Origin of the sequence: Nocardia sp. NPDC056100 (assembly GCF_042266325.1) — a bacterium.
Classification (GTDB): domain Bacteria; phylum Actinomycetota; class Actinomycetes; order Mycobacteriales; family Mycobacteriaceae; genus Nocardia.
Map to the genome: position 1 here is coordinate 1,032,684 of NZ_JBHJVY010000004.1, position 22,311 is coordinate 1,054,994.

Annotated in this window: 23 protein-coding genes and 1 riboswitch; of the genes, 13 read left to right on the forward strand and 10 right to left on the reverse strand. The window is 67.1% G+C overall.

Annotated features, from left to right (window positions below):
* The first annotated feature begins 9 nt into the window (after positions 1-9).
* From ACFC0O_RS35165 to ACFC0O_RS35175, 3 genes are read left to right on the forward strand one after another with little or no spacing between them, the layout of a single operon-like run.
* Positions 10-912 (forward strand): glycosyltransferase family 2 protein, encoded by a 903-nt coding sequence (locus tag ACFC0O_RS35165; protein ID WP_375965763.1) that lies wholly within the window; start codon positions 10-12, stop codon positions 910-912.
* Between the two features lie 23 nt (positions 913-935).
* Positions 936-2,027, forward strand: coding sequence for a sugar phosphate nucleotidyltransferase (locus ACFC0O_RS35170; protein ID WP_375966448.1), 1,092 nt, complete (start codon positions 936-938; stop codon positions 2,025-2,027).
* Positions 2,028-2,045: 18 nt separating this feature from the next.
* Positions 2,046-3,149: a hypothetical protein gene (locus ACFC0O_RS35175; protein WP_375965765.1), complete on the forward strand. Its 1,104-nt coding sequence runs from the start codon at positions 2,046-2,048 to the stop codon at positions 3,147-3,149.
* A gap of 75 nt (positions 3,150-3,224) precedes the next feature.
* Here the strand turns inward: ACFC0O_RS35175 and ACFC0O_RS35180 are convergent, their stop codons facing one another.
* On the reverse strand, positions 3,225-3,443 hold the full coding sequence (locus ACFC0O_RS35180) for a DUF4287 domain-containing protein (protein ID WP_375965768.1): 219 nt from the start codon (positions 3,441-3,443) through the stop codon (positions 3,225-3,227).
* Positions 3,444-3,498: 55 nt separating this feature from the next.
* The gene (locus tag ACFC0O_RS35185) at positions 3,499-3,927 is read right to left on the reverse strand and encodes a DUF4267 domain-containing protein (protein WP_375965771.1); all 429 of its coding nucleotides are present in this window, start codon (positions 3,925-3,927) and stop codon (positions 3,499-3,501) included.
* An 89-nt stretch (positions 3,928-4,016) separates the two neighbouring features.
* Between ACFC0O_RS35185 and ACFC0O_RS35190 the strand changes: the two genes are divergently transcribed.
* The 3 genes from ACFC0O_RS35190 to ACFC0O_RS35200 all read left to right on the forward strand — a co-directional run bounded on the left by ACFC0O_RS35190 (position 4,017) and on the right by ACFC0O_RS35200 (position 6,617).
* Positions 4,017-4,595 carry a TetR/AcrR family transcriptional regulator gene (locus ACFC0O_RS35190; RefSeq protein ID WP_375965774.1) on the forward strand — a complete coding sequence of 193 codons (579 nt, stop codon included), beginning with the start codon at positions 4,017-4,019 and terminating at the stop codon, positions 4,593-4,595.
* Between the two features lie 70 nt (positions 4,596-4,665).
* Positions 4,666-6,150, forward strand: coding sequence for a phytoene desaturase family protein (locus ACFC0O_RS35195; RefSeq protein ID WP_375965776.1), 1,485 nt, complete (start codon positions 4,666-4,668; stop codon positions 6,148-6,150).
* 65 nt (positions 6,151-6,215) lie between these two features.
* Positions 6,216-6,617 (forward strand): hypothetical protein, encoded by a 402-nt coding sequence (locus tag ACFC0O_RS35200; RefSeq protein ID WP_375965778.1) that lies wholly within the window; start codon positions 6,216-6,218, stop codon positions 6,615-6,617.
* A 3-nt stretch (positions 6,618-6,620) separates the two neighbouring features.
* Here ACFC0O_RS35200 and ACFC0O_RS35205 read toward each other — a convergent pair whose 3' ends face one another.
* The 6 genes from ACFC0O_RS35205 to ACFC0O_RS35230 form a co-directional block, all read right to left on the reverse strand.
* Positions 6,621-7,541 carry a cation diffusion facilitator family transporter gene (locus ACFC0O_RS35205; protein ID WP_375965780.1) on the reverse strand — a complete coding sequence of 307 codons (921 nt, stop codon included), beginning with the start codon at positions 7,539-7,541 and terminating at the stop codon, positions 6,621-6,623.
* Between the two features lie 31 nt (positions 7,542-7,572).
* A complete protein-coding gene (locus tag ACFC0O_RS35210) occupies positions 7,573-8,499 on the reverse strand; it encodes a cation diffusion facilitator family transporter (protein WP_375965783.1) in 927 nt (308 codons plus the stop codon).
* Positions 8,500-8,659: 160 nt separating this feature from the next.
* Complete coding sequence (gene manA / locus ACFC0O_RS35215; protein WP_375965785.1) at positions 8,660-9,898, reverse strand: mannose-6-phosphate isomerase, class I; 1,239 nt, start codon at positions 9,896-9,898, stop codon at positions 8,660-8,662.
* A complete protein-coding gene (locus ACFC0O_RS35220; protein ID WP_375965788.1) occupies positions 9,898-11,085 on the reverse strand; it encodes a tobH protein in 1,188 nt (395 codons plus the stop codon). The genes manA and ACFC0O_RS35220 overlap by 1 nt, the downstream gene beginning before the upstream one ends.
* A gap of 73 nt (positions 11,086-11,158) precedes the next feature.
* Positions 11,159-12,535, reverse strand: coding sequence for a phosphomannomutase/phosphoglucomutase (locus ACFC0O_RS35225; RefSeq protein ID WP_375965790.1), 1,377 nt, complete (start codon positions 12,533-12,535; stop codon positions 11,159-11,161).
* Between the two features lie 73 nt (positions 12,536-12,608).
* Positions 12,609-12,989, reverse strand: a complete 381-nt coding sequence (locus ACFC0O_RS35230) for a DUF3499 domain-containing protein (protein WP_375966452.1) — start codon at positions 12,987-12,989, stop codon at positions 12,609-12,611.
* A 182-nt stretch (positions 12,990-13,171) separates the two neighbouring features.
* Between ACFC0O_RS35230 and ACFC0O_RS35235 the strand changes: the two genes are divergently transcribed.
* Positions 13,172-13,654 carry a metallopeptidase family protein gene (locus tag ACFC0O_RS35235; protein WP_375965792.1) on the forward strand — a complete coding sequence of 161 codons (483 nt, stop codon included), beginning with the start codon at positions 13,172-13,174 and terminating at the stop codon, positions 13,652-13,654.
* Between the two features lie 83 nt (positions 13,655-13,737).
* Here the strand turns inward: ACFC0O_RS35235 and ACFC0O_RS35240 are convergent, their stop codons facing one another.
* Positions 13,738-13,965 (reverse strand): WhiB family transcriptional regulator, encoded by a 228-nt coding sequence (locus ACFC0O_RS35240; RefSeq protein ID WP_033089244.1) that lies wholly within the window; start codon positions 13,963-13,965, stop codon positions 13,738-13,740.
* A gap of 632 nt (positions 13,966-14,597) precedes the next feature.
* Between ACFC0O_RS35240 and cofD the strand changes: the two genes are divergently transcribed.
* The 4 genes from cofD (at position 14,598) to ACFC0O_RS35260 (ending at position 18,229) form a co-directional block, all read left to right on the forward strand.
* Complete coding sequence (gene cofD / locus ACFC0O_RS35245; RefSeq protein ID WP_364640476.1) at positions 14,598-15,557, forward strand: 2-phospho-L-lactate transferase; 960 nt, start codon at positions 14,598-14,600, stop codon at positions 15,555-15,557.
* Entirely contained in the window at positions 15,554-16,921 is a 1,368-nt protein-coding gene (locus ACFC0O_RS35250) for a coenzyme F420-0:L-glutamate ligase (RefSeq protein ID WP_375965794.1), read from the forward strand. The genes cofD and ACFC0O_RS35250 overlap by 4 nt, the downstream gene beginning before the upstream one ends.
* Positions 16,918-17,436: an NUDIX hydrolase gene (locus ACFC0O_RS35255; protein ID WP_375965796.1), complete on the forward strand. Its 519-nt coding sequence runs from the start codon at positions 16,918-16,920 to the stop codon at positions 17,434-17,436. The genes ACFC0O_RS35250 and ACFC0O_RS35255 overlap by 4 nt, the downstream gene beginning before the upstream one ends.
* 92 nt (positions 17,437-17,528) lie before the next feature.
* A riboswitch (FMN riboswitch) is annotated at positions 17,529-17,696 on the forward strand.
* Positions 17,697-17,776: 80 nt separating this feature from the next.
* The gene (locus tag ACFC0O_RS35260) at positions 17,777-18,229 is read left to right on the forward strand and encodes a 6,7-dimethyl-8-ribityllumazine synthase (RefSeq protein WP_375965798.1); all 453 of its coding nucleotides are present in this window, start codon (positions 17,777-17,779) and stop codon (positions 18,227-18,229) included.
* A gap of 101 nt (positions 18,230-18,330) precedes the next feature.
* On the opposite strand, the gene ACFC0O_RS35265 is transcribed toward ACFC0O_RS35260, so the two are convergent.
* Positions 18,331-19,725: a cation:dicarboxylate symporter family transporter gene (locus ACFC0O_RS35265; protein WP_375965799.1), complete on the reverse strand. Its 1,395-nt coding sequence runs from the start codon at positions 19,723-19,725 to the stop codon at positions 18,331-18,333.
* 60 nt (positions 19,726-19,785) lie between these two features.
* Here ACFC0O_RS35265 and ACFC0O_RS35270 point away from each other — a divergent pair, with 60 nt between their 5' ends.
* Positions 19,786-21,456 carry an ATP-binding protein gene (locus ACFC0O_RS35270; RefSeq protein WP_375965800.1) on the forward strand — a complete coding sequence of 557 codons (1,671 nt, stop codon included), beginning with the start codon at positions 19,786-19,788 and terminating at the stop codon, positions 21,454-21,456.
* On the forward strand, positions 21,453-22,145 hold the full coding sequence (locus ACFC0O_RS35275) for a response regulator (RefSeq protein ID WP_375965801.1): 693 nt from the start codon (positions 21,453-21,455) through the stop codon (positions 22,143-22,145). Before ACFC0O_RS35270 ends, ACFC0O_RS35275 begins: the two co-directional genes overlap by 4 nt.
* Positions 22,146-22,311: the final 166 nt, after the last annotated feature.

The following is a 22,311-nucleotide window of genomic DNA, read 5'->3' on the forward strand; positions in this document are numbered from 1 at the left end:
TGGGCGTCCGTGAGCCCCTCGGATTCTGCTGAAAAGCCGACGCTGGCCGTCGTCACGGTGACCTACTCGCCCGGTGAGCACCTGCAGCACTTCATCAGCACGCTAGCCACCGCCACCAGCGAGAAGCCTCAGGTCATCCTGGCCGACAACGGTTCAACGGACGGCGTGCCGGAATTGATCGCCGACGCCAACGCGCATGTGCGCCTGCTACGCACCGGCGGCAATATCGGATACGGCGGCGCGATCAATCGCGCGGTCGCGGAGATCGATCCGGACATCGAGTTCATCGTCATCGTCAACCCGGATATTCGCTGGCATACCGATTCCATCGACGAACTGCTGACCGCCGCCCGCCGCTGGCCGCGCGCCGGAGCCCTCGGACCCAAGGTCCTCGAACCGGACGGCTCGCTGTACCCGTCCGCGCGTTCGGTGCCCGGCCTGGCCGACGGCGCCGGACACGCCATCCTCGGCACCATCTGGCCCGGAAACCCCTGGACCCGCCGCTACCGCCAGGAGAACGAGCAGATCTCCGAGCGGACCGTGGGCTGGCTGTCCGGTTCCTGCCTGCTGGTGCGCCGCGCCGCCTTCGATGCCATCGAGGGATTCGACTCCCGGTACTTCATGTACATGGAGGATGTCGACTTCGGTGATCGGATGGGCCGGGCGGGCTGGCACAATGTGTTCGTGCCGTCCGCCGAGGTCACCCATGCCAAGGGGCACGCCGCGGGTCGCCATCCGGAAACGATGCTCCCGGCGCATCACGCCAGCGCCTACCGTTTCCAGGCCGACCGGCATCCGCACTGGTGGCAGGCTCCGCTCCGGGTCGCGCTCAAGGCTGGACTTGCGATCCGCTGCAGGCTTGCGGTTCGATCCGCACTGCGCGAACGCGACAAGGCGGACGCGCTCAACTGACAACCCACACCACAGGGGAGATGATGGCGAACAGCGGCAATGCTGCCGGGTCCACGGACGCGGTGATCCTGGTCGGGGGCCAGGGCACCAGATTGCGTCCACTGACCCTGTCCGCCCCGAAACCGATGCTGCCCACGGCCGGACTGCCGTTCCTGCAGCATCTGCTGGCCCGCATCGCCGATGCGGGCATCACCCACGTCGTACTCGGCACCTCCTACAAGGCGGAGGTGTTCGAGGAACACTTCGGTGACGGCTCCGAACTCGGCCTCGAACTCGAATACGTCACCGAGACCGAGGCCCTGGGCACCGGCGGCGGCATCCGCAATGTGCTGCCCAAACTGCGCGCCGACACCGTCATGGTGTTCAACGGCGATGTGCTCGGCGGCACCGACCTCAACGGTGTGCTGGAAACCCATCACGCCTCCAACGCCGATGTCACCCTGCACCTGGTCCGCGTCGGTGATCCGCGCGCCTTCGGCTGCGTCCCCACCGACGAAACCGGCCGCGTCACAGCCTTCCTGGAGAAGACCCAGGATCCGCCGACCGACCAGATCAACGCCGGCTGCTATGTCTTCCGCCGCGAATACATCGAGAAGATCCCGGCGGGCCGCCCGGTCTCGGTGGAACGCGAAACCTTCCCCTCTCTGCTCGCCGAGGGCGCGCACATCCAGGGCCACGTCGACACCTCCTACTGGCGAGACATGGGCACCCCCGAGGACTTCGTCCGCGGCTCCGCCGATCTCGTCCGCGGCATCGCCCCCTCCCCGGCCCTGCCCGGCCAGCGCGGCGAATCCCTCGTCCACCCCAGCGCGGGCGTAGCCCCCGGCGCGCTCCTCATCGGCGGCACGGTCGTAGGCCGCGGCGCCGAGGTAGGCGCCGGCGCCCGCCTCGACGGCGCGATCCTCTTCGACGGCGCCTGCGTCGAAGCCGGCGCCACCGTCGAACGCTCCATCGTCGGCTTCGGCGCCCGCATCGGCCCCCGAGCCCTCGTCCGCGACGGCGTAATCGGCGACGGCGCGGTAATCGGCGCCCGCTGCGAACTCCTCCGCGGCGCCCGCATCTGGCCCGGCGTAGACATCCCCGACGGCGGCATCCGCTTCAGCACCGACGTATAACGCTGCCCGGGAACCCAATTGAATGACTGGCGCTCGCGAATAGTTCCGCCGGCCGAACTGTGGTCGACCATCGCCGTCTGGGCGGTGGTCGTCGCAGCGGTCAACGACGACGAGTTCATGCTGATCTCAGACGCCCGGATCTCCTACGACAGCGGGAGCGGTGAATGGGCCACACTGGTCCGCTACGCCGACGACCACTGGCTGCTCTTCGGCTGGGACGGTGACAGCGAGACGGACCGCGCGGTATACGACCCGCTCGCGGCCGCGCCCCCGTGGGTGCCCGTAGCTGAACTCCGCCCGCGCATCGGCGTGGACGAGGTGAGCTTCGTGCATTGGTGGGACGGTGCGCGCTGGCGGCGTTCCCCGACCGATATCCAGGATGGTGAGGGGCTGCTCGGCCTGTTCATGGGCCGGGCCGATTTCATCGAATGGGTGACGGACGAGGACGGCGTCCTCCCGGATGACGACGGACCCGAGGTGATCGAACGGCTGCTGCGAGCCGCCGATCGAGGTGCGGTGACAGCGGAGATGCTCGGCTACCTGGAACCCGAAATAGCCGACGTCGCAATGGAATATCTCAGGGCGGCGGGAGTGGCGGCCGGCGCCGCGAAACCCGTCGAGCCATTGCCGGAGCTGTGGACCGGTCCCGCGTCGCACCGGCGCATCAATGCGGAGGAACATCTGCGCGTGCTGGTCGACGCCATGGCCGCCGCAGCGGAACGCGCACGCCCCGAACCTGATCCGACCCCTGAGCTGAATGCCATAGTGGCCCGGATGAATTCGTTCCAAGGCCGAGTCGATTGCGCCTTCCGGGTGGGTACCTTCGGGCACATGGCACTGGGCCCGAATTCGCGAATTACCTTGCCGGGTCTGGAAGAACTGTGGCTGGCCGAGTCTTCCGAACACGGCCGCTGGCTGTTCATTAGATTCGAGAAGGACGAGCACGGCCTCACCATCCAGCGTGCCTACGACCACTGGCCGACCTGGGTCGACCGCTCCCCATACGACTACGTGGTCCGCCGCGCCGATATCGCTGCCGAGGTAGCGGCTCGTTCTGAGCAGTGGAAGCCGTCCTGGGCCTCGATCGCCGCGGATGAATACGCGTACGACCTGCTCGATTGATCTCGAGTGCGATTGTCGGCAGCAATCGGCCGCTCCCAGTTGGGGGCGGCCGATTTGCGTTGTGGGGGAGGGAGTTCAGCGTTCCCACTTGCCGGGGTTGAGGTGGAAGCCGGCTAGGGCGGTGGCGTGGCCGTGGCCCATTCCGTATTCGGATTTGAGGTGGTCGACCAGGGGTTTTTGGGTGGTGATGCCGGTTTCGGCGAGGAGGGTGAACCAATCGTCTACGGAGCGACCGTATTTGGCTTCGATGGAGGGGAAGTAGTAGGCCGGGCCGTGCGGCTTGGTGGTTGCCATGGGTCGCTCCTTCGTGTGCGTGGTTGTAGGAGAAGACGATTCGAGGCCGTGGAAATCATCGGGCGGTGGCGGAGGTCACAGCGGGGGAGGTGAGGGCGGGGGTGCGGGGTTCGCGGAGCAGGAGGGCGCCGGTGAGGATGACCAGGGCGGCGGTGAAGCCGTGGATGCCGAAGGCGGCGGCCTTGGAGCCGTGGTAGCTCAGCACGGTGGTCATATCGCCGAGGGGGATGAGGGAGACCACCAGCAGGGTGATGCCGAGGGCGTAGCGCTGGCCGGCGGCGAGCAGGGCCAGGATCAGGATGCCGGAGGCGGTGTCGCGGACGCCCTTGAGATTCATGAAGGCGGTGGCGTCGCCGTGCGGCCATTCGGGCAGGCCGAAACCGGTGGCGATGGTCTGCGGGGTGATCAGGTAGCTGATGCCGATGTAGAGGATGAAGGCCGCGCCGATGACGGACAGGGTGGTGGCGATGCGGGAGATGTTCACTGTAGCTCCAAAATCTAGCGCTGCTAACTGATGTGGATAACGCTAGATCATGCACGGGTAGTTTGTCTAGCGATGCTAGAGTTCTTGGTATGAGCGCCATACAGACCCGCAAGGAACGCGAACGCGCCGATCGACATCAGCGCATCATCGACACCGCTCGCGAACTCGCCGAGACCAAGGGCTGGGAAGCGGTCACCATTCGCCGCCTCGCCGACGCCATCGAATACAGCCAGCCGGTGCTCTACAGCCATTTCGCGGGCAAGGACGCCATCGTCGCCGCGGTCGCCGAACAGGGCTGCGCCGAACTCGCCGTCGCCACCCGCGAGGCCCGCGAACGAGCCGCCACCCCCGAGGCCGGACTCATCGCCGTCACCGAGAACTACCTGACCTTCGCCCGCGACAGCGCCGCGCTCTACGACGCCATCTTCCTGCTGCGCACCGATCTGAAATTCGGTCCCGAGGCGCCGCAGGCGCTCAAGGACGCGTTCCTGGAACTGCTGCACACCTTCGCCCCGTTCGCCGGATCGCACGATGTGGAAACCTTCACCGAGGTCGCCTGGTCCGCGCTGCACGGCCTCGCCACCCTCGATCGAGGTGGCCGACTGCGGCCGGACTTTCGCGATCAGCGTATGGAAATCTTTATCGCCCAGTGGGTCCGGCCCGCCTGATCCGGGCAACCGAGGGCGGGGTTCGTCACGGTCGCGGCACACCCGGGCGCGGCGCGCATAGGCTGTGGTCATGGCTGACGCGGTGGTGGTCGGATCGGGGCCCAATGGGCTTGCGGCGGCGGTGATCCTGGCTCGGGCGGGGCTCGAGGTCGAGGTCTACGAGGCCGCCGACGCGATCGGCGGCGGCTGCCGCACCGGGGAGATCACGCTGCCCGGATTCCGGCACGATCTGTGCGCCGGGGCGCATCCCATGGCGGTGGCGTCCCCGTTCTTCCGCGCCTTCGATCTGAAGGCGCACGGCGTGGAATTGCTTACCCCGCAGGTCTCGTACGCGCATCCGCTGGATGGCGGGCGCGCCGGTCTGGCCTGGCGCGATCTGGAACAGACCGCGGACGGACTCGGCCGCGACGGCGGCTCCTGGCGGCGGCTGTTCGGCCCGCTGGTGCGCAAATGGGAAGATCTCGTCGGCCTGATCATGTCGGATCTGCGCCATCCGCCCATCGATCCGACCGGACTGCTGCATGTGGACCCGGGCGTCGAACTGCGCATCGCGCGCCGCATGCTGGAGCAGTCGACACCGCTGTGGGACTTGCGTTTTCGCGAGGACATCGCGCCCGCACTGCTGACCGGCGTTGCCGCGCACGCGATTCGGCCGCCGCGCAGCCTGCCCGGCGCGGGCGTCAGCCTGCTGCTCGGCACCCTCGCCCACGCGCGCGGCTGGCCGGTCCCGCGCGGCGGCAGCCAGGCCATCGTCGATGCGCTCGCGGCCGATCTGCGCCGCAACGGCGGTCGCGTCATCACCGGGCACCGGGTCGACTCCATCGACGAATTCGATTCCGCGCGAGCGGTATTGCTGGATCTGGCCCCCGCCGAACTCCAGCGCATCGCCGCGAATCGCCTGCCGAGCCGATACAACCGGGCGCTGAACAACTTCCGCTACGGCGGCGCGGCCTGCAAGGTGGATTTCGCGCTCTCCGGCCCGGTGCCATGGCAGGCGCGCGGCTGCGAACGCGCGGGCACCCTGCACCTGATCGGCAGCCGTGCCGAGGCCGTCGCCGCCGAAAAAGCCGTCGCCGCAGGCGATCACGCCGACAGCCCGTACGTACTGTCCATCCAGCCCGGCGTCGTCGACGACACCCGCGCCCCCGCCGGACAGCACACCTTCTACACCTACGCACACGTCCCGAACGGTTCCACCCGCGATATGACCGAGGCCGTCACCGCCCAGGTGGAACGCTTCGCCCCCGGCTTCCGCGATCTCATCCTGGCCAGCACCGTCCGCACCGCCGCCACCATGCCCGCGCACAATGCCAACTACATCGGCGGCGATATCTCCGCGGGCGCGATGACATTCCGCCAGACCGTTTTTCGCCCCGTCCCGCGCTGGAACCCGTACCGCACCCCGCTCCCCGGCGTCTACCTCTGCTCCTCGGCCACTCCGCCCGGTCCGGGCGTGCACGGTATGAACGGCCTGCATGCCGCCCGCCACGCCCTGCGCCGCGAATTCGGCGTCCGCACAGATCCTTTGGATTTGCTGCGCACCACCCACCCCTGACCCGGCTCGGTGACACGCGGCAGCCGCCGCCGGAGTGCGGGCCCGTCAGCGCTTACGCTCGCGATATGGCCGGCTACTCGGGCACCCCGCTGCCTCGCAAACTAGGGATCAAAGAGGGCAGCCGGGTGCTGCTGGCCGGTGCGCCCCCGGGATTCGAACTCGAGGAATTGCCCGGGGCGGTCGAGGTGCACCGGCGCGCGGGCAGCGGCGATTACAACGTGATTCTCGGCTTCTGCCCGGATCACGCCACCCTGCTGCGGCACTTCGGTGCGTGGCGAACGCGGCTGGTCACCGATGGCGGCCTGTGGATCGCGTGGCCGAAGAAATCCGGCGGTATGCCCACCGATCTCACCGAGACCATGGTCCGCGAATACGGCCTCGCCCAGGGCCTGGTCGACAACAAGGTCGCCGCCATCGACCCCGTCTGGTCGGGCCTGCGGTTCGTCGTCCGGCTGGCCGATCGCTGAGGTTCAGCGCTGTTCGGTGCGGTACAGATCCGGTTCCAGATAGACGTTCCCGGCGGCCGGAACCGCTTCGCGCACACGCGCTTCCGCATCGTCGAGGGCGAGCGCGGCGGCATTGATGTCCAGTCCGGAGGTCATCGACACCTTGGCCGCGACCAGCAGATCATTGGGCGCGAGGTACTGCGTCTTGAGATTGAGCACGCGGGTCACCGCACCGCCGCCGTCCACCAGCGCGGTACGGATGCGCCGCTCCTCATCGGGTGTCGCGCCCTCGCCGATGAGCAGGCTCTGCATCTCGATGATGAGCACCACCGCGATACAGCCGAGCAGCACGCCGATGGCGACGGTGCCGATACCGTCCCACAGCGGGTTTCCGGTGAGCGCGGTCAGCCCCACGCCCGCGAATGCCAGCACCAGCCCGATGAGCGCCCCCGAATCCTCCAGCAGCACCACCGGCAGTTCGGGATTGCGCGTGGTGCGAATGAATCGCCACCAGCTATTGCGCCCCTTCAGCGGTGAGGACGCGCGGGTCGCGGTGAGCAGACTGTAGGACTCCAGCCCCATCGCCACCACCAGGATGGCGAGCGCGATGCCCACATCGGTCAACTCTTCCTGATGCCGGATCTTGTTGATGCCCTCCTCGATGGAGTACAGCGATCCGACACTGAAGATCACCAGCGCCACCACGAAGGCGTAGAAGTAGCGATTGCGCCCATATCCGAAGGGGTGCAATTGATCCGGTTCCTGCTCGGCGCGTTTGCGCCCGATCAGCAGCAGCCCCTGATTGGCGCTGTCGGCCAGCGAGTGCGCCGCCTCGGCCAGCATGGATCCGGATCCGGTGACGGCCGCGCCGATGAATTTCGCGATGGTGATGCCGACATCCGCCGCGAATGCCGCGAGAACCGCTTGCCTGCTGCCGGAAGCCATACGGTCCACGCTACCGGCGTCAGGGGTGAGTTCATCTCTGAACCGGTTGTGTCCGATACAGATCCGGCTCCAGGTAGATCACCCGCGCGGCCGGAACGGCCTCGCGCACCCGGGCCTCGGCGGCGTCGATGGCGGCGGCGATATCGGCGATCTCCAGTCCCGGCACAATGGACACCTTGGCCGCGACCAGCATCTCCTCCGGCCCCAGGTACTGGGTGCGCAGGTGGATCACCTTGTTGATGCTGCTGTCGTCCACCAGGTTCGCCCGGATGGCGCGATCCTCCTCGGGTGTCGCGCCCTCGCCGATGAGCAGACTCTGCATCTCGATGATGAGAATGACCGCGATGACGCCGAGCAGGATGCCGATGGACAGCGTGCCGATGCCGTCCCACACCGGTTCATCGGTGATCACGGTCAGGCTGATGGCCACGAACGCCAGCACCAGGCCGATGAGGGCGCCGGAATCCTCCAGCAGCACCACGGGCAGTTCGGGATTGCGCGAGTTGCGGATGAACCGCCACCAGCTGGCATCGCCCTTGAGCGGCTTGGATTCCCGCATGGCGGTGATGAAGCTGTAGCTCTCCAGCGCGATGGCGATGCCGAGGATGCCGATGGCCACGAACGGGCTGGTCAGTTCCTCGGGATGCTGGATCTTGTGGATGCCCTCGTAGATGGCGTACACCGAGCCGAGCGCGAAGATCACCAGCGCGACGATGAACGAGTAGAAGTAGCGGTTGCGCCCGTAGCCGAACGGGTGCAGTTGATCGGCCTGCTGTTCGGCGCGCCGCTGCCCGAGCAGCAGCAGCCCCTGGTTCGAGGTGTCGGCCACCGAGTGCACGGCCTCGGCCAGCATCGATGCCGATCCGGTGATCGCCGCGCCGATGAACTTCGCCACCGCGATTCCGGCATTGGCGCTGAGCGCCGCCAGGATCGCCTTCTTACCGCCACCCGCAGACAATGTGCCGTTCCTTCCCGAACCCATGTCCGTTTTGTCGCAAAACTACTCGAGGGGACAGCCTACTGATCCACGCCGCCCGCCATGCACCCTATGCCGCTCCGCGCGACGCACCACAACCGTCGACCCGGCATGTTCGCGGCCGGGATGACGGGAAGGGCATTCAGTCCTCGTCGACGGTCGCGCAGAACAGTTGTGCCGGACCGTCTATCGCGCGAGCCCGAATAGCGCCGTCCGCGGCCGAGATCCAGGCGGCATGCCCGCATTCGACGCGCAGCTCGTCACGCCCCTGCGAGAACGCGATGGTGCCGTGCGTGCACAGCGCGATACCGGGACCGGCGGTGTGCGGAATGACCACCGCTTCGCCGTCCGCCCCGAGCTCATACCGGCTGAGCGCGAATTCCGGTGCGGGCGTGTGGTACTGGAAGACGCCGTCGCCCAGTTCCTCCGCCTCGATGATCGGCAGGTCCAGGGGTTCGAAGTCCAGCACCCGCAGCAGCTCCGGCACATCCACGTGCTTGGGCGTGAGCCCGCCGCGCAGCACATTGTCGGAATTGGCCATGATCTCCACGCCGACGCCGCGCAGATACGCGTGCAGGTTCCCGGCGGCGAGGAACAGGCCCTCACCGGGTTCCAGCGTCACACGATTGAGCAGCAGCGCGGCGAGCGTCCCGGCATCGCCCGGATACGCCTCGGCGAGTTCGAGTGCAGTGCGCACCTCGGCGGTGAATTCCTTACGCGTGCCGTTGCTTCCGGCATCACGCTCGGACAGATAGCGCACGCACCCGTCCAGCACCTTGGGCAGCAGGGTGCTCAGCGCGGCCTGCGGCAGCGCGATCCAGGTGGTGAACAGCGTGCGCAGCCCGGCCGAATCGGGTTGGGCGGCAAGCAGCTCGGCGTACGAGTTGAGTTCGGGCACATCGAGCGCGTTGAGCAGCCGCACGGTCTTGCGCGGTTCCCGGAATCCGGCCAGCGCCTCGAAGCGTTCCAGCGCCACCACGAGTTCGGGTTTGTGGTTCTCGTCGCGGTAGTTGCGCATCGGCGAGTCGATCGGCACCCCGGTGTGGTTCTCCCGGGCGAAGCCCTGCCGTGCCTGTTCCAGGCTCGGATGTGCCTGCAGAGAGAGCGGTTCCTCGGCGGCGAGGATCTTCAGCAGGAAGGGCAGTCGGCCGCCGAATTCGCCCGCGACAGCGCCGAGTTCGTGTTGCGGGTCGGCGCTGACCACCTCGAGCAGGGATCGGGTGTGCCCGTTGATCCGCACCTGTGCGGGATCGGCGGGATGCGCGCCGAACCAGAGTTCGGCTTCCGGATGTGCGGATGGAACCGGTCGCCCGCACAGCTGAGCGAGCGCGGTGCGCGAACCCCATGCATAAGATCGCAGCGCACCAGCGAGTTCGTGCACTAGTAGTTTCCCCCGTCATAGCGACCCGGATTCGAGGCCGGGCTGACGCCGAGTAGTCGTAGGTACGCGGCGGCCATTTCCAGCCGAAGTGCGAGCACCGCAAGCTGTTCCAGTTCACCGCGCGCCCCGGGCAGCGGCTGGGCGGGTGCGCCCGCCGGTTCCGGTTCGGTCCCGCCGACGGTCTCGGCGTCCAGGTTCACCAGTTCGGCGTCGACCAGTCCGGCATCGGAGCCGAAGATCGCCAGCCGCCGGCGCGCCGTGGATTGATCGGGGTCGGCGCTGAGCACGAAGAGCCGCACCTGCTCCACAGGAGCCGGGCCGTCCAGTTCGGCATCGTGGAAGAGCGGATCGAAATCCGGTGCGGCCGTCCCCGCCGCCTGCACCAGACGACCGTGTGCGGCAACGGCTTCGGCGAGGGTGACCGCGGCGGTGATCTGCCCGGCGCCGGCCAGCAGCACCTCGGAGGCATGCGCGGCGAGTACGGTCGCCGCGGGCGAATCACCCGCGAGCACCATGCGCTTGCGCTGCTGCATACGGGTGGCCAGGGTTTTGGCCGGATTGTGGAACGCCTCGTGCTGCGGTCCGTCGCGCAGCGCCTCGGCATCGAGCAGATCGGCGAGCGCGTTCAATTCGGGCAGGCTCGGGCCGGTGCGATTGGGGTCGACCGCGCCCAGCACCGCCATCCCGACCGCCAGATAGCGCAGCAGCCGATTGTGGTCGAGCACTCGGACCCGGGGCGGCAGCATGGTGGCGCGCCCGGCCGCGGCGGCGCGCAGCGGTCCCTCATCGGGTGCGGCGACCACCACTTCGGCGCCGCGGCGGACCGCGAAGTCCACGGCGGCGGCGAGGCGCGGATCGCCCGCGTCGTCCCCGGCGACCAGCACCACGTCCAGCGGGCCGACCCAGGGCGGTATCGCGGTGGCGGCGACCAGCGGCATGCTGGTGCGATCGCCGAGCGCGGCGAGCAGCAGGGCGGCCGCGCGCGCGGCTCGGCCACTACCGGAAACCATGACGAGACTGCGCGGGCGCAGATCCCGCAACCGGGTGAGCGCGTCCTCGGCGAGTGCCGCCGCGGTCGCTCGCACCAGCGCACCGCCGGATGCGGCAGAGCGCAAGGTGCCCCCGGTGTCGGCCGCCTCCAGCGAGGCGACGTCATCGAGGTCGAGTACAGGTGTCCCAGCGATCATCGGGCGTTGCCACCTCCCCTCATCGGGTCACCAGACGCTGGTGAATCCAAGCTCTGTGATTCCACTATTCCAGTCAGGCGCGAACGATGCCCAGGATCTCGGTGACGAGTTGGTCTACTTCCTCCTGCGATCGGGCTTCGACGTTGAGCCGCAGCAGCGGTTCGGTATTCGAGGCCCGCAGGTTGAACCATGCCTTATCCGCGAGTTGCACGGTGACCCCGTCCAGGCGGTCCACCGACTTGGCTCGCTTACCGAACGCCTCGAGCACCGCGGTGGTTCGTTCCTTCGCGTCGGCCACTGTCGAGTTGATCTCTCCGGAGGACGAATACGTTGCATACGCGGACGCGATCTCGGACATCGGCCGGTCCTTCTCACCGAGCACGGCCAGTACGTGCAGCGCCGCCAGCATGCCGGAGTCGGCGCCCCAGAAATCGCGGAAGTAGTAGTGCGCGGAATGCTCGCCGCCGAAGATCGCTCCGGTGGAGGCCATCTGCTGCTTGATGAACGAGTGACCCACGCGCGTGCGCACCGGATTGCCGCCCAGCTCGTTCACCAGCTCGGGCACGGCCTGCGAGGTGATGAGGTTGTGGATGACGGTCGCGCCCGGCTCCTTGGCGAGCTCGCGCTCGGCCACCAGCGCGGTGATCGCGGACGGCGGGACCGGATCGCCCTTCTCGTCCACCACGAAACAGCGGTCGGCGTCGCCGTCGAAGGCCAGGCCGATATCGGAACCGGTCTTGCGGACGTAGTCCTGCAGATCCACCAGATTCTTCGGATCCAGCGGATTGGCTTCGTGATTGGGGAAATTGCCGTCGAGTTCGAAGAACAGCGGTTCGATGGTGAACTGCGCCAGCGTGCCGAGCACGGCGGGAACGGTGAAGCCGCCCATGCCATTTCCGGCGTCCACCGCGATGCGCAGCGGGCGCGCGTCACTCAGATCGACCAGCTTGTGCAGGAATTCGGCGTAGGCGGACAGCAGATCCTGTTCGGTCGCGGTGCCGCGCGGGCCGTCGAATTCCGGTACGCCGGAGATGACCTCATCGGAGATGGTCGCCAGGCCGGTGTCCTGCCCGACCGGCAGCGCCTTGGCGCGGCACAGCTTGATGCCGTTGTACTTGGCCGGATTGTGGCTCGCGGTGAACATCGCGCCCGGGCACTCGAGATGGCCGGAGGCGAAGTACAGCTCATCGGTGGAGGCGAGCCCGATGTGCACCACATCCAGGCCCTGCGCCAGCACGCCGTCGGCGAAGGCGGCGGAGAGTTCGGGGGAGGAGTCGCGCATATCGTGGCCGATCACCACACGCTGCGCGCCTTCGGCTCGCATCAGCCGGGCGAAGGAACCGCCCACGTCACGCACGAACGCCGCGTCGATTTGTTCACCTACGACCCCGCGTACGTCATATGCCTTGATGACTGCATGTACGGACTCGGCGGAGCGGGGCTCTGTCATGCCGACCACATTAGTAGAGGCGGCCCTGGGATCGAATTCGGCGCTGCTGCGCATGTCCGCGAAGCTTCGATGCTCAGTTGGGCGGGTCCGGGAGTACCCGTAGATGCCCGCGTCTGCCGGTGCGATTCGGGCGCTGCTGGGCGGGCGGGTAATCGGTGTAGCCGCGCGGGTCGGGTTCCGGTGTGCGGCGGCGCAATCCGGCTTCGCGCACGGCCTCGGCCAGCGCGGTCAGATCGTCGTCGTCGGGTGTGCCGGAGGAGAACCCGCCCTCATGCTTGACCAGTTCCCAGCCCTTGGGGGCGGTGATGCGGGAGGCATGTGTCTCGCAGAGGTCCCAGGAGTGCGGTTCGGCGACGGTGACCAGTGGTCCGACCACTGCCATCGAGTCCGAGTACACATAGGTCAGCGTCGCAACGGCCGGATTCTTGCAGCCTGGACGGCAGCAACGACGCATGGGAATCACGCCATGCAGGGTAACCCTCCGGGCGCGCCGAGGGGGATAGACACGCTCAATGAGGTCGGCCTCACTCGAGCAGATGTCCGGTTCGGCCGGTCGATGTCCGGTTCGCCGGGTGTTGCGCGAGCGACGCCGAGGCGAATCCAACTCGAGGGTGGATTGCGGTTAGATTCAGTGTTATGACCCGTTCACGTAAACGACCGGCGCCGACCGCGCGCTCGGTGATCCGCCGCGGGCGGGGTGTGCGCGGGCCGATGTTGCCGCCGACGGTTCCGGCGCGGCGCACGCGCGGGCAGCAATTCGATCGGCTCGTCCTGGAGGCGTTCGCGCCCCTGGAGAGTCGCTGGCACGACCAGCTGACCAAACTCGATATCGCGGTCGATGATGTGCCGAAAATTCGTCCCCTGCACCCGGATTCGGTGACCTGGCCGGATGAGGTCGTCGCCGACGGACCGGTACCCCTGTCGCGCCTCATCCCGGCAGGGGTGGACCGATACGGTCAGGCGACCCGCGCCCGAGTTGTCTTGTTCCGCAAACCCTTGGAACTACGCGCGGGCGACCCTGACGACCTGGTGGACCTGCTGCGCGAAGTTCTCGTCCAGCAGATCGCGACCTACCTCGGGGTCGACCCGGATGTGATCGACCCCGAACCCGGAGAGTAACTCCGGGACGCACGGCGGCACTGAAATCAGCTGCCGCCCAGTGCGTTTGAAACTTGCTGCGCTGGGTACGCAGCAAGGTCGACTTAGATGATTCCGCGCTTCAAGCGACGACGCTCGCGCTCGGAAAGCCCGCCCCAGATGCCGAACCGCTCATCATTGGCGAGGGCGTATTCCAGGCATTCATCGCGAACTTCGCAGCCCAAGCAGATGCGCTTGGCCTCGCGGGTGGAACCGCCCTTCTCGGGGAAGAACGCCTCCGGATCGGTCTGGGCGCACAGCGCCCGTTCCTGCCACTGCTCCGCTTCGGTCATCTGACGACCACCGCGGGAAAAACTGTCGAACGCTTCATCATTGCCCGTGACGATCAAGCTCAGGCGCGGCGGTTCGGGCTGATATTGCGCTCTCGCCCATTGGCCGCCCCCCGGCCGCGTCGTCATCGGTTCACCCCCCTCGATTCCGTTCCAAGCATCGGCGCAGAAGCCAGGTGCTGCGCCAGCTGTGGAATCGGTTTGCGATACACCGCCTGGAATTTCTGACGGGGCCAGCTCATCGGCCATCGCTCCGCCTCCTCACTGTGTGTTAGCGCAGAATGATTAATCCGCCGGAACCGATCCCACCGACGGCCCAACACCGCGACGTAGTCCCGCGGCCATCCCCGAGCTGTTCGCCATTCCAATGATGCGAACGCGTGTTCGAAATGCTGTCCGCGCCTTGAGCTCTCGCGCGGACCCGGAATGACATGCCTGTGATTAGACACGCCGGGCGTGGCGGTGGTCAAGCCGCCGAAGCTATTCCGTTACCATCCGCGACCCCGTTCGGCAAGGTTCCCGCAGATCAAACAGCAAATTCACAGCAAATATCCCGTGAAGGTTCTTCCGGCCCGAAACGCTTAGGCTGTGCGGATGTGACTCGAGAACAAGCGGACACCGCACCCGGAACCGGTCTGCGCATCGCGGTATTGGTCGGCGGAGTGGGCGGCGCGCGGTTCCTGATGGGCGTGCGAGAGCTGGTCCCCGGGGCCGAGGTGACTGCCATCGTCAATGTCGGCGATGACGTCTGGATGCACGGCCTGCGCATCTGCCCTGACCTGGACACCTGCATGTACACGCTGGGTGGCGGCATCGATCCGGAACGCGGCTGGGGCCATGCGAACGAGACCTGGAACGCCAAGGAGGAGCTGGCGAAATACAACGCTCAGCCCGATTGGTTCGGACTGGGTGATCGCGATATCGCCACCCATCTCATTCGCACCGAAATGCTGCGCCAGGGGTATCCGCTATCGGCGGTGACCGAGGCGCTGTGCAAACGCTGGGAACCGGGTGTGCGACTGCTTCCCGCAACCGACGATCGGTCCGAAACGCACGTTGTTATCGGTGACCCGGAGAACCCTGGCGAACGTCGCGCGATCCATTTCCAGGAGTGGTGGGTCCGCTATCGGGCAAACGTAGAGACCCATGGATTCGTGACTATTGGGGCGGATCAAGCAAAACCGGCCCCCGGTGTGACGGAAATCATAGAGTCCGCGGACGTCATTCTGCTGGCCCCTTCGAACCCCGTGGTGAGCGTCGGATCCATCCTCGCGGTCCCCGGAATCCGCGGCGCGCTGCGCACCACCGATGCCAAGGTCATCGGCCTCTCACCCGTGGTGGACGGAAAACCATTGCGCGGCATGGCCGATGAATGCCTCTCGGTGATCGGCGTGGAAACCACCGCCGAGGCGGTCGGCAACTACTACGGCGCGCGCACCGGCACCGGCATCCTCGACGGCTGGCTCATCCACGACACCGATACCGCCGATGTCCCCGGCGTGGAGGTGCGCGCGGTGCCCCTGCTCATGACCGATCCGGCCGCGACCGCGGAGATGGTGCGCCAGGCTCTCGACATCGCCGGGGTGAAACCATGAGTGAGACAACGGGATTGCCCGAATTCGGGGACCACGCGTCCGGTGGTGCGCTGACCATCCTGCCGATCGAGGGGCTGCCGGAATTCCGCCCCGGCGATGACATCGCCGAACATATTGCGGCGCAGGCGAGTTGGCTGCGGGACGGGGATGTGCTGGTGGTGACCAGCAAAATCATCTCCAAGGTGGAGGGGCGCATCGTGGCCGCGCCCACCGATCCGGACGAACGCGATGCCGCGCGGCGCGAACTCGTGCAGCAGGAGGCGGTGCGCGTGGTCGCGCGCAAGAACCGCACGCTCATCACCGAGAACAAGCTCGGCATCGTGCAGGCCGCCTCGGGTATCGACGGCTCCAATGTGGAGCGGAACGAACTGGTGCTGCTGCCGGTCGATCCGGACGCCAGCGCCAAGGCATTGCGCACCGCGCTGGCCGAACGGCTCGGTATTCAGGTCGCGGTGGTCATTACCGACACCATGGGACGAGCCTGGCGAAACGGCCAAATCGACGCTGCCATCGGATCTTCCGGGCTGCGCGTCATGCACGACTACGACGGCGCGATCGACGGGCAGGGCAATGAACTGCACGTCACCCTCGTCGCCATCGCCGATGAACTGGCGGCCGCGGCGGATCTGGTGAAGGGCAAGCTCGGCGGCGTCCCGATCGCGGTGGTGCGCGGACTGGACTATGTGGACGACGGATCGACGGCGGCGGATCTGCTGCGGCGCGGGGTCGAGGATCTGTTCTGGCTCGGCACCGAGGAGGCCATCGACCTCGGTCGCGGTCAGGCACTGCTCATGCGCCGTTCGGTGCGCCAATTCGCCGACACCCCGGTCGAACCCGAGTTGATCCGAGCCGCCGTCGGTGAGGCGCTCACGGCTCCGGCTCCGCATCACACCCGCCCGGTGCGGTTCGTGTGGGTCCGCAAGCGCGGACTGCGCAATCAGCTCCTGGAAGCGATGGCCGAGAAATGGCATGCGGATCTGAAGGGTGACGGCCTCTCCGATGAGCGTGCCGAACGCCGAGTTTCCCGGGGCCGCATCCTGTTCGACGCCCCCGAGGTGATCATCCCGTTCTGCGTTCCCGACGGCGCGCACGACTATCCGGATGAGCGCCGCCGCGCCAACGAGGCGACAATGTTCAACGTGGCGGTCGGCGCGGCCGTGCAGGGCCTGCTGGTCTCGCTCGCCACCAAGGGCATCGGCAGCTGCTGGATCGGCTCCACCATCTTCGCCCCGGAGATCACCCGCGAGGTGCTCGGTCTGGCCCCGGACTGGAATCCCCTGGGGGCCATCGCCATTGGCTACCCGCTGGAAGATCTCGCGCCGCGTGATCCCCGTGAGCCGGGTATGGGGCTGGTCGAACTGTGAGCGCGGAGTCGTTGCACAAGTCCGCCGTGGAGTTGCTCGAAACGTGGTCTCCGGCAACGGGTTCGGAGCAGTCGCTGCGGGAGGCGATGCTGGCGTTCCTGGGTTCCGCGCCGCGCGGGTGCCTGCGCGAGCACGCCGCGGGGCATATCACCGCCTCGGCGATCGTGCTCTCGCATGACGAGTCGGAGGTGCTGTTGACGCTGCATCCCCGGGTCGGAAGGTGGATTCAGCTGGGCGGGCATTGCGAGGAATCGGACGATACGGTCGCGGCGGCCGCGTTCCGGGAAGCCACCGAGGAATCCGGGATCGCGGGGCTGACCCTGGAGCCCGGGTTGTACGGCGCGCAGGCGCATCCGATCAAATGCTCACTGGGTGTGCCGACCCGGCACCTGGATCTGCTGTTCAAGATCAAGGCCCCGGAAGGCGCTGTGCCCGTGCGCAGTTCGGAATCCGACGATCTGCGCTGGTGGCCGGTGCACGCACTGCCCGCCGACTCCGACGTACTGCTGCTCTGAACGGCGGTCGATCCGGCCGCCTGTCCGGTGGCTCACTCAGCGGCCCCTCGCGTTGATTCCGGCCGGGGGACCGCATAGAGTCCGGATTCGTAAGACGTTCTCAGGGCGGGGTGGAAATCCCCACCGGCGGTCATGGCGTCCGGCCTATCCGGTGCGCATGAGCCCGCGAGCGCCGCGCGATTCGCGAGAATCGCGCGGGTCAGCAGATTCCGGTGTGAGCCCGGAGCCGACGGTCACAGTCCGGAGGAAAGAGAACGCGACGGTTCCTACCCGGCCGCAGCCCGGCCGGGTGAGTTCGCGTCGTCATGCCCTGGGTGACAACGCGAACAGGAGAACACTCATGTCACCCATTACCGATTCCGCTCGGGTCGCGATCATCGCCGCACGCTGGCATTCGGAGATCGTGGACAATGCCGTCGAGGCCGCCCGTATCGGGCTCGCCGATCGCGGCTACACCGAGATCGATGTGATCGAGGTGCCCGGCGCTTTCGAAATCCCTTTGCAGGCACAGCGTTTGGCCAAGAGCGGGCGCTACGCCGCGGTCGCGGCGTGCGCGCTGGTCGTCGACGGCGGTATCTACCGGCACGATTTCGTGGCTTCGACCGTGGTGGACGCGCTCATGCGGGTGCAGCTGGACACCGATGTGCCGGTGTTCTCGGCGGTGCTCACCCCGCATCATTTCCATGAGCACGAGGAGCATGTGACCTACTACTCACGGCATTTCACCGTGAAGGGCGCGGAATTGGCGAATGCCATCGCGTCCACGCTCGCACTGGACGCCGTGCTCAGCTGATACGACGCAGTCCCGCACCCCGGTGGGGTGCGGGACTGCCGCGCTGCGGCGGTACGGCATTGCGCCGCAGCGGATATGGTTCCGGTCGCGTACGCGGGCAGCTAGACCGGAACCGGGCTCTTCTCCAAAGACGGTGCGGCGGTGGCGGGATGATCGTCCACCATGGTGGTCTCGTCGAACGGCAACTGTCGATCCAGTACCGCCCGCACCCGCGCCGGTTCGATGGTGTTGGTCCAGGTGCCGATGAGCACCGTGGCGACCGCGTTGCCCGAGAAGTTGGTCACCGCACGGGCTTCGGACATGAACCGGTCGATACCGACGATCAGGCCGACGCCGTCCAGCAGTTCCGGGCGATGGCTCTGCAAACCGCCCGCCAGGGTGGCCAGGCCCGCGCCGGTGACCCCGGCCGCGCCCTTGGACGCCACGATCATGAACACCAGCAGGCCGAGCTGTTCGGTCCAGGACAGCGGTTTGTGCATGGCGTCGGCGACGAACAGCGTGGCCATGGTCAGGTAGATGGCGGTGCCGTCCAGATTGAACGAATACCCGGTCGGCACAACGACACCCACGGTGGTGCGCTCCACGCCCAGATGCTCCATCTTGGCGATCAATCGCGGCAGCGCGGACTCCGAGGAGGACGTCGCCACGATCAACAGGTATTCGCGGGCCAGGTAGCGCACCAGCTTGAAGATGGACACCCCGGCCGCCGCCCGCAGCAGCACGCCCAGCACACCGAACACGAAGACGGCGCAGGTGAGATAGAACGCCACCATGAGCAGCGCGAGCTCCTTCACCGCGTCCAATCCGGTGCGCGCCACCACATTCGCGATCGCGCCGAACGCGCCGAGGGGAGCCAGCCACAGGATCATGGTGAGAATCCGGAAGACCAGTTTCTGCACCAGTCCGATACCGCGCAGCAGCGGTTCGCCGGTGGTCCCCATGGCCTGGATGCCGAAGCCGACCAGCAGTGCCACGAACAGGGTTTGCAGCACCTTGCCGGCGGTCAGCGACGACACCAGCGTGGTGGGCACGATGTCCTTGAGGAAGTCCCAGGTGCCGCCCGCGCCCTGCGCGTCCTTCACGTATTTGGCGGTTTCCTTGGCGTGCCCGGCGATATCGAGCCCGCTGCCCGGATGCAGCAGATTGCCGACCACCAGGCCGATCGCCAGCGCCACCGTCGACATGATCAGGAAGTATCCGAGGGCCATACCGCCGACCTTGCCGACCTTCGCGGCCGCCCGCACCGACCCGATGCCGAGCACGATGGTGCAGAAGATGACCGGCGAGATCATCATCTTGATCAGGTTCACGAACAGCGTGCCGAGTTCGCCGACCTGCTTGCCGAATCCGGGCGCGAGCCAGCCGACCAGGATGCCCGCCAGCACGGCCACTATGACGGCCAGGTACAGCCAGTGCGTCCGATCGCGCTTGGGCGCGGTGTTCGGTGTCGCGTTGCCCGGCGTCCCGCCGGTGTCGTTCGGTGTCGTCGTACTCATTACTGTTCGGTCCCCATCTTCCGCGGGTGTGAGCCCGCTCACGCCGCTGCGTGAAGAATGATGTCCCCGGACAGTGACGCGGGTCACTGTTTCGTAAGTTTTGTTCACGGAGGCGCAGTGATCGGTCGAAGAACGGAGCCCAGGCGCGGGCGCACGGTCGCCGGGCAGGTGTTCGTGGTGCAACTGCTGGTGCTGGCCGTTGTCATCGGGGTCGCGACCGCGCTGGTGGTGTTGCAGACCCGGCGGGCGCAGGATGACGCCACGCGCGATCGGGTCACCGATATCGCGGTGGCGGTGGCGCAGTCCCCGGCCACGCTGGCGGCCGTGCGGACTCCGGATCCGACGGTGCTGCTGCAACCGGTCACCGAGGCCATCCGCACGCGGACCGAGGTCGATTTCATCGTGGTGATGGCCCCGGATCGCACCCGGTACACCCATACCGATCCCGAGCGGATCGGAAAACCGTTCAGCGGCACCATCGATCGCGCGCTGGCGGGGGAGACCTTCACCGAGACATTCGCGGGCACTTTGGGTCCGTCCATTCGCGCGGTCACCCCGGTGCGTGATCCGGACGGCCGGATCGTGGCGCTGGTATCGGCCGGGGTCACCCGCACCCATATCGGTGCGCAGGTGCGCGAACAGCTGCCGATGATCCTGATCGTCGCCGCGGCCGGACTGCTGCTGGCGACGGTGAGCGCACTGCTGTTGCGGCGCAGGCTGTTACGGCAAACCGTCGGCTTGGCCCCCGGCGAGCTGCGAGCACTCTACGACCATCACGACGCCGTGTTGCATTCGATACATGAGGGCCTGCTGGTGTTCGACAGGAGCGGGGAACGCGCGGAGGTGGTGAACGACGAGGCCCGTCGCCTGCTCGAATTGCCACCCGGTGCGGTTGCCCGCACAGATCTGCCGATCTCATTGCAACGGTTGGGATCCGGGGTGGTGCGCGATGAGATGCATGTGACCGCCGATCGGGTGCTGGTGGTGAATCAGGATGTGGTGGAGCAGAACGGGCGGCGCGCGGGCACCGTGCTCACTCTCCGCGATCACACCGAATTGCGGGATGTGATGGGGGAATTGAATTCGGTGCGCGGTTTCGCCGACGCGCTGCGCGCCCAGGCGCACGAGGCCGCGAACCGCTTGCACGCGGTCGTCACCATGGTCGAATTGGGCCGGGCCAAGGAGGCGGTGGTGTTCGCGACGGCGGAACTCGAACTGTCGCAGGCGCTCATCGACCGACTGGCCGGTGCGGTCGCCGAACCGGCCGTGGTGGCGCTGCTGCTGGGCAAGGTGGAGCAGGCCGCGGAGTACGGGGTGGAGTTGACGGTCACCGGTGACACGCTGCTGGACTCCACCGAACCGCTCACCGCGCACGAAATGGTCACGCTGCTGGGCAATCTCGTCGACAACGCGCTGGACGCGGTCGGTCGTGACGAGGACGCCTGGGTGGAGGTGACCGTACGCCGGGATGAGACCGAACTGTATGTGCGGGTTGCTGATAGCGGGCCGGGCATGTCGGAGGAATTGTTCAGCCGCGCGACCGAGCGTGGCTATTCCACGAAAACCGACCACCACGGTTTGGGATTGGCGCTGGTACGGCGTTTGGTGGCCAGGCACGGTGGGGAATTGCGTGCCGGGCGGGAGCCGGAATCCGCTGTCATAGTACGGTTTTCGCTGCCCGAGCCGCCCCCGAATGAATCCGGGAGTGCCGATGGAAGCGGTCGGCGATGATCAATGTCCTTATCGTGGAAGATGATCCGGCTATCGCGCAGGCGCATAAGTCATATGTGGAGCGACTGGCCGGTTTTCGGGTTGCCGGGGTCGCGCACACCGGACGCGATGCCATCGCCGCCGCCGGAAGGTCACAGCGCGGTGACGATTCGATAGACCTCGTCCTGATGGATATCGGTTTACCGGATATGAGCGGTCTGGCCGTCGCGGCGGCGCTGGCGGGGCTGCGCCCGCGCCCGGATGTCATCGCGGTCACCTCCGCGCGTGATCTCGCCATGGTGCGCGCCGCCGTCGCGCACGGGGTGGTGCTGTATCTCCTTAAACCGTTTACCTTTTCGGCGTTCCGGGAGAAGCTCGAGCGCTATCTCGACTATCGCGCGGCGCTGCCCGCGGGGGAGGCCGCGATCTCGCAGCAGGAGATCGACCGCGCCTTCGGGGTGCTGCGCACACCGGATCAGCGGACTACCTCGCCGAAAGGTATTGCGCCGCAGACGATGGAGGAGGTGTCGAAGGCGGTGCGCGCGGCGCCTGCGGGGGTGTCCGCGGGTGAGGCTGGGCGAGTCGTCGGCGTTTCGCGGGTTACCGCGTGGCGATACCTGGAACGTCTCGCCGAAGACGGCGTGGTGGAACGGCGAACAGACTACGGTCGCACCGGGCGGCCACAGGTTCGCTACGTGTGGTTGCACTGAGCTCCGGTTCACCACCGGTTTGCCTGTGATGTGCGGTGACTGCGCTCACATGGTCAGTTGCCCGACTGGGGTCTGCCCATGGTGTAACGGTTGCCACCTTTGGCGGCCAATCAGTGTTGTAACGGGGATAGAGTCTGTACATATCTACCTGCGAAGTTCTGAGGTA

What these genes read in the sequence shown, in the direction of transcription:
- ACFC0O_RS35170 (WP_375966448.1), top strand. Translation starts at nt 936, where the DNA reads ATGGCGAACAGCGGCAATGCTGCCGGGTCCACGGACGCGGTGATCCTG.
- ACFC0O_RS35180 (WP_375965768.1), bottom strand. Translation starts at nt 3,443, where the DNA reads ATGGCAACCACCAAGCCGCACGGCCCGGCCTACTACTTCCCCTCCATC.
- ACFC0O_RS35190 (WP_375965774.1), top strand. Translation starts at nt 4,017, where the DNA reads ATGAGCGCCATACAGACCCGCAAGGAACGCGAACGCGCCGATCGACAT.
- ACFC0O_RS35195 (WP_375965776.1), top strand. Translation starts at nt 4,666, where the DNA reads ATGGCTGACGCGGTGGTGGTCGGATCGGGGCCCAATGGGCTTGCGGCG.
- ACFC0O_RS35200 (WP_375965778.1), top strand. Translation starts at nt 6,216, where the DNA reads ATGGCCGGCTACTCGGGCACCCCGCTGCCTCGCAAACTAGGGATCAAA.
- ACFC0O_RS35205 (WP_375965780.1), bottom strand. Translation starts at nt 7,541, where the DNA reads ATGGCTTCCGGCAGCAGGCAAGCGGTTCTCGCGGCATTCGCGGCGGAT.
- ACFC0O_RS35220 (WP_375965788.1), bottom strand. Translation starts at nt 11,085, where the DNA reads ATGATCGCTGGGACACCTGTACTCGACCTCGATGACGTCGCCTCGCTG.
- ACFC0O_RS35225 (WP_375965790.1), bottom strand. Translation starts at nt 12,535, where the DNA reads ATGACAGAGCCCCGCTCCGCCGAGTCCGTACATGCAGTCATCAAGGCA.
- ACFC0O_RS35230 (WP_375966452.1), bottom strand. Translation starts at nt 12,989, where the DNA reads ATGCGTCGTTGCTGCCGTCCAGGCTGCAAGAATCCGGCCGTTGCGACG.
- ACFC0O_RS35235 (WP_375965792.1), top strand. Translation starts at nt 13,172, where the DNA reads ATGACCCGTTCACGTAAACGACCGGCGCCGACCGCGCGCTCGGTGATC.
- ACFC0O_RS35240 (WP_033089244.1), bottom strand. Translation starts at nt 13,965, where the DNA reads ATGACCGAAGCGGAGCAGTGGCAGGAACGGGCGCTGTGCGCCCAGACC.
- ACFC0O_RS35250 (WP_375965794.1), top strand. Translation starts at nt 15,554, where the DNA reads ATGAGTGAGACAACGGGATTGCCCGAATTCGGGGACCACGCGTCCGGT.
- ACFC0O_RS35260 (WP_375965798.1), top strand. Translation starts at nt 17,777, where the DNA reads ATGTCACCCATTACCGATTCCGCTCGGGTCGCGATCATCGCCGCACGC.
- ACFC0O_RS35265 (WP_375965799.1), bottom strand. Translation starts at nt 19,725, where the DNA reads ATGAGTACGACGACACCGAACGACACCGGCGGGACGCCGGGCAACGCG.
- ACFC0O_RS35270 (WP_375965800.1), top strand. Translation starts at nt 19,786, where the DNA reads ATGTCCCCGGACAGTGACGCGGGTCACTGTTTCGTAAGTTTTGTTCAC.
- ACFC0O_RS35275 (WP_375965801.1), top strand. Translation starts at nt 21,453, where the DNA reads ATGATCAATGTCCTTATCGTGGAAGATGATCCGGCTATCGCGCAGGCG.